Genomic DNA, 13,809 nt, shown 5'->3' on the forward strand with positions numbered 1-13,809 from the left:
CCAATGGCTTGCGCAAGGCGAGGCGTACGATGAGCAAAGAAGTACTGCTGGTTGTTGAATCGGTATCCAACGAAAAAGGTGTACCGCCCGGCGTCATTTTCGAAGCGCTGGAAGTGGCACTGGCCACTGCAACCAAAAAACGTTTTGAAGACGAAGTCGACCTGCGTGTGGAAATCAACCGCCACACCGGTAGCTACGAGACCTTCCGTCGCTGGACCGTGGTCGACGAAGCCGATCTTGATGATCCGGCGATCGAAACCTGGTTGAGCAAGATTCACGAAACCCACCCTGAAGCCAAGGTCGGTGACGTGATCGAAGAGAAGATCGAGTCCATCGAGTTCGGTCGTATTGCCGCCCAGACCGCCAAGCAGGTCATCGTGCAGAAGGTCCGTGAGGCCGAGCGTGCCCAGGTGGTCGATGCCTACCGCGAGCGCGTTGGCGAGATCATCTCCGGCACCGTCAAAAAGGTTACCCGCGACAACGTCATCGTTGACCTGGGCAACAACGCCGAGGCCCTGCTGGCCCGCGAAGACATCATTCCGCGTGAGACCTTCCGTGTTGGCGTGCGCCTGCGTGCGCTGCTCAAGGAAATTCGCACCGAGAACCGTGGCCCTCAGCTGATCCTGTCGCGCACCGCGCCACAGATGCTGATCGAGCTTTTCCGCATCGAAGTGCCGGAAATTGCCGAAGGCCTCATCGAAGTCATGGCTGCCTCCCGTGATCCGGGTTCGCGAGCCAAGATCGCCGTCCGCTCCAAGGACAAGCGCATCGACCCGCAAGGCGCCTGCATCGGCATGCGTGGTTCGCGCGTCCAGGCCGTATCCGGGGAGCTGGGTGGTGAGCGTGTGGATATCGTCCTGTGGGACGATAACCCGGCGCAGTTTGTCATCAACGCCATGTCGCCGGCTGAAGTCGCGGCGATCATCGTTGATGAAGATGCCCATGCCATGGACATCGCCGTTGCCGAGGACAACCTGGCCCAGGCCATTGGTCGTGGCGGTCAGAACGTTCGCCTGGCCAGTCAGCTGACCGGCTGGACCCTGAACGTGATGACCGAGAAGGACATCCAGGCCAAGCAGCAGGCCGAAACCGGTGACATCCTGCGCAATTTCATCGATGAACTGGAAGTCGACGAGGAGCTGGCCCAAGTGCTGGTCGACGAAGGCTTCACCAGCCTCGAAGAAATTGCCTACGTACCGTTGGAAGAAATGCTCAACATCGATGGCTTTGACGAAGATATCGTCAACGAGCTCCGCGCTCGAGCCAAGGACCGTTTGTTGACCAAGGCCATCGCTACCGAAGAAAAACTGGCAGACGCCCATCCGGCTGACGACCTGCTCTCCCTCGAGGGCATGGACAAGGACCTGGCGGCGGAACTGGCGGTGCGCGGCGTGGTTAACCGCGAAGACCTGGCCGAGCAGTCGATCGACGATCTGCTCGACATCGACGGCATCGACGAAGAGCGTGCCGGCAAGTTGATCATGGCCGCCCGAGCCCACTGGTTCGAGTAATTAGGCGCGGCCTGAGGAGAGAAGTGCATGACGCAAGTCACGGTGAAAGAACTGGCCCAAGAGGTCGAGGCACCGGTAGAGCGCCTGCTGCAGCAGATGCGTGAGGCAGGTCTGCCGCACACCGACGCCGGTCAGGTAGTGACCGACAATGAGAAGCAGACCTTGCTGACTCATTTGAAGAGCAGCCACAAGAGCAAGGCGGAAGAACCGCGCAAGATTACCTTGCAGCGCAAAACCACCAGCACCCTGCGTGTCGCCGGTAGCAAGAGCATCAGCGTAGAAGTACGCAAGAAGAAAGTATTCGTGCAGCGCAGCCCGGAAGAAATCCAGGCTGAGCAGAAGCGTGAACTGGAAGAGCGCCGCGCGGCTGAAAATGCCGCTCGCGAGAAGGTCGAGGCCGAAGTTCGCCAGCGCAACGAAGAGCAGGCTCGCCGTCAGGCCGCCGATACCGCTGCTGCAGCCCCTGCGCCTGCCGCCAAGCCAGAGGCGGCGCCTGCCGCTGCCCCGGCCCCGGTAGTTGCCGATGCCCCGGCGTCCGAAGACGCCGCAGCCCGTGCTGCCGAGCGCAAGAAGGACGAAGCCCGTCGCAACGAAGGCCGCACCCGTGACGAAGACCGTCGTGGTGGCGAGCGTCGTGGCGAGGCCCCGCGCGTGTCGATCAAGGTCAAGGTCAAGGAGAAGGAAAAGGCTCCGACTCCTCGTGCCGCACCGCGCACCACCGATGAAGAGAGCGATGGCGTACGCCGTGGCCGCGGTGGCAAGAGCAAGCTGAAGAAGCGCAACCAGCACGGCTTCCAGAACCCGACCGGTCCAGTCATCCGTGACGTGACCATCGGCGAGACCATCACCGTCTCGGAACTGGCCCAACAGATGTCGGTCAAGGCCGCTGAAGTGGTCAAGTTCATGTTCAAGCTGGGTACCCCGGTCACCATCAACCAGGTGCTCGACCAGGAAACCGCTCAGCTGGTCGCCGAAGAACTGGGCCACAAAGTGACCCTGGTCAGCGATACCGCCCTGGAAGACTCCCTGGCCGAATCGCTGAAGTTCGAAGGTGAAGTCGAATCGCGTGCGCCGGTCGTTACCGTCATGGGTCACGTTGACCACGGCAAGACCTCGCTGCTCGACTACATCCGTCGTGCCAAGGTTGCCGCTGGCGAAGCCGGTGGTATTACCCAGCACATCGGTGCCTACCACGTGGAAACCGACCGCGGCATGGTCACCTTCCTCGATACCCCAGGCCACGCTGCGTTCACCGCAATGCGTGCCCGTGGTGCCAAGGCTACCGACATCGTCATCCTGGTGGTGGCGGCGGACGACGGCGTGATGCCGCAAACCCGCGAAGCCGTTCAGCATGCCAAGGCAGCTGGCGTTCCGCTGGTGGTTGCGGTGAACAAGATCGACAAGCCGGGTGCCGATATCGATCGCATCCGCAACGAGCTGGCCGTCGAAGGCGTGACCTCCGAGGACTGGGGTGGTGACACTCCGTTCGTCAAGGTTTCGGCGAAGATGGGTACCGGCGTCGACGAGCTGCTCGAAGCTGTCCTGCTGCAGGCCGAGATCCTCGAGCTGACCGCTACCCCGACCGCTCCAGGTCGTGGCGTGGTTGTCGAATCGCGTCTGGACAAGGGCCGTGGCCCGGTGGCTACCATCCTGGTTCAGGACGGTACCCTGCGTCAGGGCGATATGGTCCTGTGCGGTTCCAACTATGGCCGCGTGCGCGCCATGCTCGACGAGAACGGCAAGCCTGTGAAGGAAGCCGGCCCGTCGATCCCGGTCGAAATCCTCGGCCTGGACGGTACCCCGGAAGCCGGTGACGAGCTGTCCGTGGTTGCCGACGAGAAGAAGGCCCGTGAAGTTGCCCTGTTCCGTCAAGGCAAGTACCGCGAGGTCAAGCTGGCCCGTGCTCACGCCGGCAAGCTGGAAAACATCTTCGAGACCATGGGTCAGGAAGAGAAGAAGACCCTCAACATCGTCCTCAAGACCGACGTGCGTGGTTCCCTGGAAGCACTGCAGGGTTCGCTGTCGGGCCTGGGCAACGACGAAGTTCAGGTACGCGTGATCGGTGGCGGCGTCGGTGGTATCACCGAAAGCGACGCCAACCTGGCGCTGGCTTCGAATGCAGTACTGTTCGGCTTCAACGTGCGTGCCGATGCCGGCGCGCGCAAGATCGTCGAGCAGGAAGGTCTGGATATGCGTTACTACAACGTGATCTACGACATCATCGAAGACGTCAAGAAGGCCCTGACCGGCATGCTCGGCAGCGATGTTCGCGAGAACATCCTGGGTGTCGCCGAAGTACGTGATGTGTTCCGTTCGCCGAAGTTCGGCGCCATCGCTGGCTGTATGGTCATCGAGGGTACCGTGTACCGCAACCGTCCGATCCGCGTACTGCGCGAAGACGTTGTGATCTTCGAAGGCGAACTGGAGTCGCTGCGTCGCTTCAAGGACGACGCCTCCGAAGTGCGTAACGGCATGGAGTGCGGTATTGGCGTGAAGAGCTACAACGACGTCAAGGTCGGCGACAAGATCGAAGTCTTCGAGAAAGTCCAGGTTGCTCGTACCCTCTAAGGGTGAGCAGGGCGCCAGCCCCCGCCGCAGGGCGGTGGGCAGTGCCTCAGTAGGTAGCGCCCGGTCAGGCATCAGCCTGACCGGGCGTTTGCCGCTTTAAGTTACAGGTAGCAAGAATGGCCAAAGAATACAGCCGTACCCAACGTATCGGTGATCAGATGCAGCGCGAGCTGGCCGAGCTGATCCGCCGTGAAGTCAAGGACCCCCGCGTCGGTCTGGTCACCATCACCGCTGTGGATGTCAGCCGCGACCTAGGCCATGCCAAGGTCTTCATCACCGTCATGGGCGAAGAAACGCCAGACGCAGTGCAGCAGTCGCTCAAGGCCCTGAACAGCGCCGCCAGCTTCCTGCGTCTGCACCTGGGCCGCTCGATGCAGCTGCGCAGCGTGCCGCAACTGCATTTCCACTTCGACGAAAGCGTCAGCCGCGGTGTCCACCTGTCGGCACTGATCGAGCGCGCGGTCGCCGAAGACCGTCTGCACAAGGATGCCGACAAGCCGGACGCCGAGGAGTAAGCGGTGGCCCAGGTCAAACGTATCCGCCGCAACGTCAGCGGCATCATCCTGCTCGACAAGCCGCTGGGCTTCACCTCCAACGCCGCGCTGCAAAAGGTGCGCTGGCTGCTCAATGCGGAAAAAGCCGGCCACACCGGCAGCCTCGACCCGCTGGCAACCGGCGTGCTGCCGCTGTGCTTTGGCGAAGCGACCAAGTTTTCGCAGTACCTGCTCGATTCCGACAAGGGCTACGAAACGGTCATGCAGATGGGGCAGACTACCAACACCGGTGATGCCGAAGGTGAGGTGCTGCAGACCCGCGAGGTGACCGTTGGTCGCGCCGACATCGAGGCCCTGCTGCCGCGTTTTCGTGGCCAGATCAGCCAGATACCGCCGATGTACTCGGCGCTCAAGCGTGACGGCCAGCCGCTGTACAAGCTGGCACGTGCAGGAGAGGTAGTGGAGCGCGAGGCGCGTTCTGTTACTATTGGCCGCTTGGAGTTGCTCGAGTGCGAAGGCACCCGTGCACGGTTGAGCGTAGGATGCAGCAAAGGCACCTATATCCGCACCCTGGTGGAGGATATCGGCGAGGCCCTTGGTTGCGGCGCCTATGTCGCCGAGCTGCGCAGGACCCAGGCCGGGCCTTTCGCGCTGGCACAGACGGTCACCCTCGAGGAACTCGAACAGGCCCACGCCGAAGGCGGCAACGAAGCGCTCGACCGCTTCCTCATGCCCTCGGACAGCGGCCTGCAGGACTGGCCGCTGGTGTGCCTGTCCGAACACAGTGCGTTCTACTGGCTGCATGGGCAGGCGGTACGCGCGCCGGACGCGCCACAATTTGGCATGGTCCGGGTACAGGATCACAATGCACGCTTCATCGGTATCGGTGAAGTGAGCGAAGACGGGCGCATTGCGCCGCGTCGGCTGATTCGGTCGGAATGACCGAAACCGCGGGGCCGGGCAGTTGCCAGGCCCCACGGCACCAAGGGTGGCTGTCAGTAGGCACGGTCACACCTTTTTTATTAATACAGGGATTTGTCCCTGGCCTATTGGACCCCGCATGCGGGATCCGTTATCAGGAGAAGCCAAATGGCCCTCAGCGTTGAAGAAAAAGCTCAGATCGTTGCCGAATACCAGCAAGCCGCCGGCGATACCGGTAGCCCGGAAGTGCAGGTTGCTCTGCTGACCGCCAACATCAACAAGCTGCAAGGCCACTTCAAGGCCAACGACAAAGACCACCACTCCCGTCGTGGTCTGATTCGTATGGTCAACCAGCGTCGTAAGCTGCTGGACTACCTGAAGGGCAAAGACACCACTCGTTACAGCGCCCTGATCGGTCGCCTGGGTCTGCGTCGCTAATAGCGGCCTGGCCAGTGGTGTGCATGGCGTGTCGCAGGCTTCGGCAGGGCTGTTTTGCAGTGCTGCAGTTGGACACGCCACGCGTATCTCCGAGGTTGGCAGCCTGGCAATGCTGAGCGGATTTTCCGCTTGGTGCCAGGCTCCCAGCCTCGTGTTGTATCTGGACGGTCAATGGGGCCGATTCCCCGTTCTGCCCAAGAATTCGCAAGAAACCAGTTCCCCCAAGAGCCACTGAAAAAGGTAGGAAACCGTGAACCCGGTAATCAAGACTTTCCAGTTCGGTCAATCGACCGTTACTCTCGAAACGGGCCGTATTGCCCGTCAGGCAACCGGCGCCGTGCTGGTGACCGTCGACAACGACGTCACCGTGCTGGTGACTGTGGTAGGCGCCAAACAGGCTGATCCAGGCAAGGGCTTCTTCCCGCTGTCGGTCCACTACCAGGAAAAGACCTACGCCGCCGGCAAGATCCCGGGTGGCTTCTTCAAGCGTGAAGGCCGTCCTTCCGAGAAAGAGACCCTGACCTCGCGCCTGATCGACCGTCCGATCCGTCCGCTGTTCCCGGAAGGCTTCATGAACGAAGTGCAGGTCGTCTGCACCGTGGTTTCCACCAGCAAGAAGACCGACCCGGACATCGCTGCGATGATCGGTACCTCGGCTGCCCTGGCCATTTCCGGCATTCCGTTCGAAGGCCCGATCGGCGCCGCTCGCGTTGCCTTCCATGAAAGCACCGGCTACCTGCTGAACCCGACCTACGAGCAACTGGCTGCCTCGAGCCTGGACATGGTCGTTGCCGGTACCTCCGACGCTGTACTGATGGTTGAATCGGAAGCCAAAGAGCTGACCGAAGACCAGATGCTGGGTGCCGTTCTGTTCGCCCACGACGAATTCCAGGCTGTTATCCAGGCTGTCAAGGAACTGGCCGCCGAAGCCGGCAAGCCGACCTGGGACTGGCAGCCAGCCCCAGCCAACGTCGAGCTGATGAACCTGGTGCGTGGCGAGTTCGGCGAAGCCGTTTCGCAGGCCTACACCATCACTCAGAAGGCTGACCGTTACAACCGCCTGGGCCAGCTGCGCGACGAGGCTGTTGCCCGTCTGAGCAACGAAGAGACCGGCCCGTCCGCCAGCGCCATCAAGGACATCTTCGGCGAGCTGGAATACCGCACCGTCCGCGAGAACATCGTCAACGGCAAACCGCGTATCGACGGCCGTGACACCCGCACCGTGCGCCCGCTGAACATCGAAGTTGGCGTATTGCCGAAGACCCACGGTTCGGCGCTGTTCACCCGTGGCGAAACCCAGGCCCTGGTCGTCGCGACCCTGGGTACTGCCCGTGACGCCCAGCTGCTGGACACCCTGGAAGGCGAGAAGAAAGACCCGTTCATGCTGCACTACAACTTCCCGCCGTTCTCGGTGGGTGAGTGCGGCCGCATGGGCGGCGCCGGCCGTCGTGAAATCGGCCACGGCCGCCTGGCCCGTCGTGGCGTGCAGGCCATGCTGCCGAGCGACAGCGACTTCCCGTACACCATCCGCGTGGTATCGGAAATCACCGAATCCAACGGTTCCAGCTCCATGGCTTCGGTCTGTGGTGCTTCCCTGGCCCTGATGGACGCCGGTGTACCGATGAAGGCACCGGTTGCCGGTATCGCCATGGGCCTGGTCAAGGAAGGTGACAAGTTCGCCGTCCTGACCGACATCCTGGGTGACGAAGACCACCTGGGTGACATGGACTTCAAGGTAGCCGGTACCGCCAAGGGTGTTACTGCGCTGCAGATGGACATCAAGATCAACGGCATCACCGAAGAGATCATGGAAATCGCCCTGGGCCAGGCCCTGGAAGCGCGCCTGAACATCCTCGGCCAGATGAACCAGATCATCGCCCAGTCGCGTAGCGAGCTGTCGGCCAACGCCCCGACCATGATCGCGATGAAGATCGACACCGACAAGATCCGTGACGTCATCGGTAAAGGTGGTGCCACCATTCGCGCCATCTGCGAAGAGACCAAGGCTTCGATCGACATCGAAGACGACGGCTCGATCAAGATCTTCGGCGAAACCAAGGAAGCGGCAGAGGCTGCCAAGCAGCGCATCCTGGGCATCACCGCCGAGGCCGAGATCGGCAAGATCTACGTCGGCAAGGTCGAGCGCATCGTCGACTTCGGTGCCTTCGTCAACATCCTGCCTGGCAAGGACGGCCTGGTGCACATCTCCATGCTGAGCGATGCTCGCGTCGAGAAAGTCACCGACATCCTGAAAGAAGGCCAGGAAGTCGAAGTACTGGTACTGGACGTGGACAACCGCGGCCGTATCAAGCTGTCGATCAAGGACGTTGCCGCGGCCAAGGCCTCGGGCGTCTAAGCGACTGCCACGCAACAAAAAAAGGGCCCTTCGGGGCCCTTTTTTCTTGGGCGAAAGGGAACCTTTTGCGGACTTGCATCTTGCATGCAGGTTTACCGTGCAGATTGCAAAATGCACGACGACGGGAATGCTGGTTTTTCGCTAACTTATTGATTTTAAAGGAAACAAGCGAAGCGGAAAATCTGGCACAGCGCGTGCAACTACCTTCATATCTGACGCCAGGACATACGGCGCAGACCTTTCGAAAAACAGGAGTGACTCACATGAAGAAGTTCGCCATTGCTGCCGCTACTGCTACCGCCCTGACCCTGACCATGGCTAACGGCGCATTCGCTGCAGAGCCAACCCAGGCTCCAGTCATGTTGGCCGCCAATACCGTGGACAACGCCAAGCAGGAAGGTTCTGACACCTGGATCACCACCAAAGTGAAAGCGGACCTGCTGACTGAAAAAGGTATTCCAGGCAGCGACATCAAAGTCGAGACCAGCCAAGGTGTCGTCTCGCTGTCGTCTGACGTGGCGGTGACTCAGTCCCAGAAAGAAGAAGCTGTTCGTATTACCAAGAACATCAAAGGCGTCAAAAGTGTGATGTCGGACGGCCTGAAAGCCGAATAAGGAATGTCCCGTCGGCCAAAAGGATTTGGCCACCTTCGCTCCGAGCCCCGGCTATTTGCCGGGGCTTTTCATTGGTGGCTAGTACACCGGATTACGCGCAATCACATCACTCTCGAAGCATTCCTGCTCGACGATCAGCGGCTCGACCAACGGCCGGCTATCGCGAAAGTGCGCAGTCTGCGTATGCGCGTCATACGCCGCATCATCGCGGTAGATCTCGTACAGGTAGATCACCTCCGGGTCGACCCGGTCCTGCGACACATCGAACACCAGGCAGCCAGGTTCGTTGGCAACGGAAGCCGCGGCATTGACCTTGATCGCAGTCAGAAATTCCTCGGCGTAACCGGGCTTCACTCGGGTCTTGATGAACAGGCTATACACAAGGCTCTCCTTTTGTTTTAAATTCCATTATGAATTGTATACAAAAATGGAGCCTCGCCAATGTCCGAATTGCCTGCACGCCCTGGCCGCCTGAACGGCCTGCGTCATATTGCCTTGTTGGTACCCAACCTGGAGGAGTGTGAACGCTTCTACGTCGATGTGCTGGGCATGGAAGTGCTGAACCGCGCCAACGAAGACCTGGTGTACCTCACTTGTGGTAACGACAACCTGTCGCTGGGGCGTGGGGCAGGGGCGGCCAATGGGTTGCAGACCCTGGACCACTATGGGTTCATCGTCGATAGCGTGGAGGAGCTGGAAGCCTGGTACCAGTACTTCAAGGCGCACGGCGTGACCTTGCTGGACCGGCCGTTCAACCATGGTGACGGGGCGCGCAGCTTCCACCTGTTGGACCCGGCAGGGAACAAGGTGCAGCCGTTGTACCATCCGGCGGTGTCGGGGCAGCGTTTGGTGTGAAGCCTGTACCGGCCTCTTCGCGGCGGTTCGGCGCCCCGATGAGCCCGCTCCCACAGGTACTGCACAGGCCTTGAACTGTGTGCGGTCCCTGTGGGAGCGGGCAAGCCCGCGAAGAGGCCAGACCTGCTAGTAGAAGTTACTCGGCATCCAGATGCATCGGCGTCACCACCCGCCCATCGCTCTCGGCCTGGCCCAGGTTGGTATCGATGAAGTACACCCGGTCATCTTCCAGCTGGCCTTTGTCCACCAGGTAATCCTTGATGCTGCTGGCCCGCTCCTGGCCAAGTGTGCGCAGCAGCGCAGTACTTTCGGCCCAGGACTTGATCACCGCCTCGCGCAGCTTGGCGGTGCGCTCGTCGCGGCCCAGTTGCTCCCATTCCGCAGGCGGCTGTTGCTTCAGGCGGTTACGGTAGATGCCTTCGAGCATCGCCGGTTTTTCGCTGTCGTCGACCACCAGCATCGAGGCATTGGCCGGCACCTTGTCACCGCGGCGCTGCAGGATCTTGTACCAGGTGGCCTGGTACTCACGCTCCAAGCGCTGCTGGGCGATCAGCGGGCCGTCGCTGGCCTGGGCGCTGGTGCCTTCGATTTCCAGGCGCAGCTCCGGGCGTTCCTTCAGGGCCGACGCCAATTTGTCCAACGATGCCTGGGCGTCGCCACTAAGCTCGCTGGAGCCCGGGGCGAAGGACACATTGCCCAGATCTTCCGAGCCACCGCCGGCAACCAGCCCGCCAATGAACTTGAACGGCGCTTGCGCCGCACGCAACACCAGGTTGCGCAGGGTTTGCCAGACGATCGGCATCACGCTGAACTGCGGGTTGTTGAGGTCTCCGGATACTGGCAGCTCGATCGAGATCTTGCCTTCGGTATCCTTCAGGAGTGCCACCGCCAGGCGGATAGGGAGGTCCACTGCGTCCGGGCTGTCGACCTTCTCGCCCAACTGCAACTGCTCAACCACCACCTTGTTCTCGGCCTTCAGCTGGCCATTGGTGATCAGGTAATGCAGGTCGAGGTTGAGCCGGCCCTTGCGGATACGGAAGCCGGCGAACTTGCCGGAGTAGGGTGTGAGTGTGGTCAGCTCGACCCGCTTGAAGCTGGTGGCGATATCCAGGCTGGCCAGCGGGTTGAACGGGTTGAGGGCGCCTTTGATGGTGACCGGCGCGTAGCGGTCGACCTTGCCCTTGACGTCGACCTTGGCCGGCACCGGCTTGCGATTGTCGATGGTGCCGATCCGGCCGTTCAGCTGCTGGATGGCCGTGGCGAAGTTGGGGGTGAGGGACAGGTCGGCGAAGTTGGCCGAGCCGTCGTTGATGTCGATCTGGCCGATGTGGATGCCCAGCGGCTTGTCGTTGCCGGCGGAGGCCGGCTTGGCCTGGCTGGTCGCCGGGGCGCCGGCCGGCTGCGGGATCAGCAGGTCGTTGATGTTGGTCGTGCGGTCTTCGTTGATGATGAAACGCGCATAGGGTTGCAGCAGGGTCACTTTGTCGATCGACAGCGCATCGCCGTGCACGTAGGACAGGCCGTCGACGTTCACCTGCTGCCATTTGACGAAGTCACGGCTCTTGATGGTGTCGAGGGTGTGCAGCTGGCTGACCTGTGCCTTGCCGGTAACACTGAAGGCCAGTGGTGCGGTGTTCTTCAGGTCGACCTTGAGGTCGCTGGCGAGCATGCCGCTGCGCAGCTCCAGCAGGATGAACGGGCTGATATAGGCCTGGGCCACTCGCAGGTCGATGTCGCGGGTGCTCACGTCCAGCTTGGCCCAGATGGGCGCCAGGTTGACCTGGCCGGCCGCCTGCAGTTTGCCTTGCTTGCCCACGCCGGTATCGAGCTTGAGGGTGAAGGGCGACTTGTTGAGGCTGTCGAAACCTTGCAGGTCGGCGTTGAGCGGGCCGACGTCGAGGGCCACCGGTTCCTTCTGGGTACGGTCTGCCAGGTGCACCAGGTAGTTACGCAGTTGCACATCCTTGAGCAGCACCTGCCAGGGTTTGCTCGGCTCCTTGGCGGCTTGCTGTTCGGGCGTGGGTTCGGCGGCTGCCGGCTCGGCCTTTTCCTTCGGCGTGGCCTTGGCCGGCTGGCTGGCGAACAGCTTCTGCCAGTCGAGCTGGCCGTCCTTTTCCAGCGCGGCCCAGGTTTCCAGTTTTTCGCTGCGGATCTTGCCCACGGTGACCAGCTGCTTGACCAGGTCGACCGAGGTTTCGCTTACTTCCAGGCTGGCCAGGCGTGCCAGCGGGCGGCCATCCGGGGCATTGATGGCAAACGGGGCGATGCGCACCGACGCGTTGTCCAGCAACAGTTCGGTCTGTTTGGCAAGGTTGAGCTTGTAGTGGGTGTCGAGGCTGACCACGCCCTCTTCCAGCACCAGTGGCACGGCATCGCGCACATAGGGCCAGAATGCCTTCATCTTGCCTTCGGTGATCTTCAGTGTGCCTTCAGAGGCGATCGGGGCCAGGCTCAGGGTACCTTTCCAGTCGATACGCCCGCCGTTGGGGCCGATGGCCACCAGGGTCATGTCGGCATTGTCGTTGGGCAGGGTGCTGAGGTTTTTCAGCTCCAGGTTCATGTTGTCGTAGAGGAACTCGATCGGCTCGCTCGGGCGCAGGTCCTCGAAGTGCAGGTAGCCGTCGCTGAGCTTGATGCTGCCGATGCGTAGCGGGAACGGGTCGCTGGGCGGCTCGTCGGGCTTGGCTTCGCTGGCTGGCAGCTTGAACAGGCGGGTCAGGTTGAGGGTACCGTCCTTGGCGAACAGCACTTCGTTGCGTGGCTTGACCAGTTCCACTGCGTCCAGGTGCAGGGCACCGCTCCACAGGCTGTCGAGCGAGAGGTTGGCGTACAGCCGCTCGAAGCCGACCTGCTCCTTGCCCGGCTCGCCGATCTGCAGGCCCCACAGCGTCAGCTCGAGGCTGAAGGGGTTGAGCTCGATCCGTTCGAGGTGGGCAGGCACGGTCGCGTACTGGGCCAACTGCTGGTTGGCGATGCGCAGCGCGACACCGGGGAGAACGAGAAAGCCGAGAAGGCTGTAGAGGGCTACGAGGGCCAGCAGTGCGCCAGCGGCGCGAGTCAATCCTTTGTACATGTGTCGCTTCGTCTGTCTAAGCAGGAGAGCTTGGAGTATGGCACGTTAAATCAGTTCCGCTGAGGCGACCATCTGACCTCATTCGATACCCATGCGCCGTTTGGCCCGATGCGCCGAGCCGTCGCGCATCGCCCAGCGCAATATCGGCGCGGTGCGTTGCAGCCCCAGGCGGATCATGCGCCGCTGCAACGGGCCGTGCTGCAGGCCGAGCATGGCCTGGGCCCAGGCCGGCAGCAGGTCGATGCCGGCGTGCAGCATCAGCTTGCCCACCGGCTGTGCCAGGCGGCTGGGGGCGGGGGCATCGAGCAGGATGCCGACCACCTCATGGCTGCGGGCGTCGCAGTGCAACTGCGGCCGCATGCGCTGCAGGTAGTCCTCGACCTGCTGGCACGAGCGCGGCACGTCGCGGGCGCCAAGGCGCTCGGCGATCAGCGCGATCTCTGCGTAGTAGGCATCCTGCTCGGCGCGCGCAAGGTGCGGGTTGCGGTAACGCAGGTGGGCGGCGAGGAAGCTGCTGACTTCCGCCACATGCACCCAGGTCAGCAGGTCCGGGTCGCTGGCCGCATATGGGCGGCCATCCGGCGCGGTGCCGGTCACCTGCAAGTGGATGGTGCGTACCTTGTCGATCAGCCACTCGGCATCGCGGGTGGCGCCGAAGGTGGTGCCGGAGATGAATTGGCTGGTGCGGCGCAGGCGGCCGAGCAGGTCTTCACGGAAGTTGGAGTGGTCCCACACCCCGGCCAGGGCCAGCGGGTGCAGCAATTGCAGCATGAGGGCGCTGATGCCACCGACCAGCATGCTCGGGAAGTCGCCATGTACCCGCCAGCTGATGCTGTGCGGGCCGAACAGGCCGGGGTCGCCCTTGGGCGATTCCAGGTCGAGCTGGCCGAGGGCCAGCCCGGTAAGGCTCATGACCTGGGTTTCGATGCGGCGGCGAAGGGCTTCCATGGCGACCTGTGGTTCAGGGCGGCCATGAACA

General features: G+C 62.0%; 11 protein-coding genes. 8 read left to right on the forward strand and 3 right to left on the reverse strand.

Annotated elements, in window-relative coordinates:
• The first annotated feature begins 29 nt into the window (after window positions 1-29).
• The 7 genes from nusA to ACGLHT_RS04640 all read left to right on the forward strand — a co-directional run bounded on the left by nusA (window position 30) and on the right by ACGLHT_RS04640 (window position 8,902).
• Window positions 30-1,511, forward strand: a complete 1,482-nt coding sequence (nusA, locus tag ACGLHT_RS04610) for a transcription termination factor NusA (protein ID WP_003258062.1) — start codon at window positions 30-32, stop codon at window positions 1,509-1,511.
• Window positions 1,512-1,538: 27 nt separating this feature from the next.
• Window positions 1,539-4,079 (forward strand): translation initiation factor IF-2, encoded by a 2,541-nt coding sequence (infB, locus tag ACGLHT_RS04615; RefSeq protein ID WP_075046424.1) that lies wholly within the window; start codon window positions 1,539-1,541, stop codon window positions 4,077-4,079.
• A gap of 116 nt (window positions 4,080-4,195) precedes the next feature.
• Window positions 4,196-4,594, forward strand: a complete 399-nt coding sequence (gene rbfA, locus ACGLHT_RS04620) for a 30S ribosome-binding factor RbfA (RefSeq protein WP_025340699.1) — start codon at window positions 4,196-4,198, stop codon at window positions 4,592-4,594.
• 3 nt (window positions 4,595-4,597) lie between these two features.
• Window positions 4,598-5,515: a tRNA pseudouridine(55) synthase TruB gene (gene truB / locus ACGLHT_RS04625; RefSeq protein ID WP_013974284.1), complete on the forward strand. Its 918-nt coding sequence runs from the start codon at window positions 4,598-4,600 to the stop codon at window positions 5,513-5,515.
• A 147-nt stretch (window positions 5,516-5,662) separates the two neighbouring features.
• Window positions 5,663-5,932 carry a 30S ribosomal protein S15 gene (gene rpsO, locus ACGLHT_RS04630; RefSeq protein WP_003249971.1) on the forward strand — a complete coding sequence of 90 codons (270 nt, stop codon included), beginning with the start codon at window positions 5,663-5,665 and terminating at the stop codon, window positions 5,930-5,932.
• 250 nt (window positions 5,933-6,182) lie between these two features.
• Window positions 6,183-8,288: a polyribonucleotide nucleotidyltransferase gene (gene pnp, locus ACGLHT_RS04635; RefSeq protein WP_075046423.1), complete on the forward strand. Its 2,106-nt coding sequence runs from the start codon at window positions 6,183-6,185 to the stop codon at window positions 8,286-8,288.
• A gap of 263 nt (window positions 8,289-8,551) precedes the next feature.
• Window positions 8,552-8,902, forward strand: coding sequence for a BON domain-containing protein (locus ACGLHT_RS04640; RefSeq protein WP_025340697.1), 351 nt, complete (start codon window positions 8,552-8,554; stop codon window positions 8,900-8,902).
• 78 nt (window positions 8,903-8,980) lie between these two features.
• Here the strand turns inward: ACGLHT_RS04640 and ACGLHT_RS04645 are convergent, their stop codons facing one another.
• A complete protein-coding gene (locus ACGLHT_RS04645; RefSeq protein ID WP_274120298.1) occupies window positions 8,981-9,283 on the reverse strand; it encodes a putative quinol monooxygenase in 303 nt (100 codons plus the stop codon).
• A gap of 60 nt (window positions 9,284-9,343) precedes the next feature.
• Here ACGLHT_RS04645 and ACGLHT_RS04650 point away from each other — a divergent pair, with 60 nt between their 5' ends.
• Window positions 9,344-9,757, forward strand: coding sequence for a VOC family protein (locus tag ACGLHT_RS04650; protein ID WP_010955354.1), 414 nt, complete (start codon window positions 9,344-9,346; stop codon window positions 9,755-9,757).
• 136 nt (window positions 9,758-9,893) lie between these two features.
• On the opposite strand, the gene ACGLHT_RS04655 is transcribed toward ACGLHT_RS04650, so the two are convergent.
• Together ACGLHT_RS04655 and ACGLHT_RS04660 are read right to left on the reverse strand one after the other, a co-directional pair.
• Window positions 9,894-12,830 carry a DUF748 domain-containing protein gene (locus ACGLHT_RS04655; protein ID WP_274120299.1) on the reverse strand — a complete coding sequence of 979 codons (2,937 nt, stop codon included), beginning with the start codon at window positions 12,828-12,830 and terminating at the stop codon, window positions 9,894-9,896.
• Window positions 12,831-12,908: 78 nt separating this feature from the next.
• Window positions 12,909-13,778 carry an oxygenase MpaB family protein gene (locus ACGLHT_RS04660; RefSeq protein ID WP_274120300.1) on the reverse strand — a complete coding sequence of 290 codons (870 nt, stop codon included), beginning with the start codon at window positions 13,776-13,778 and terminating at the stop codon, window positions 12,909-12,911.
• Window positions 13,779-13,809: the final 31 nt, after the last annotated feature.

Source organism: Pseudomonas sp. PsB (assembly GCF_043658375.1).
In the GTDB taxonomy this organism is placed as follows: Bacteria; Pseudomonadota; Gammaproteobacteria; order Pseudomonadales; family Pseudomonadaceae; genus Aquipseudomonas; species Aquipseudomonas putida_Z.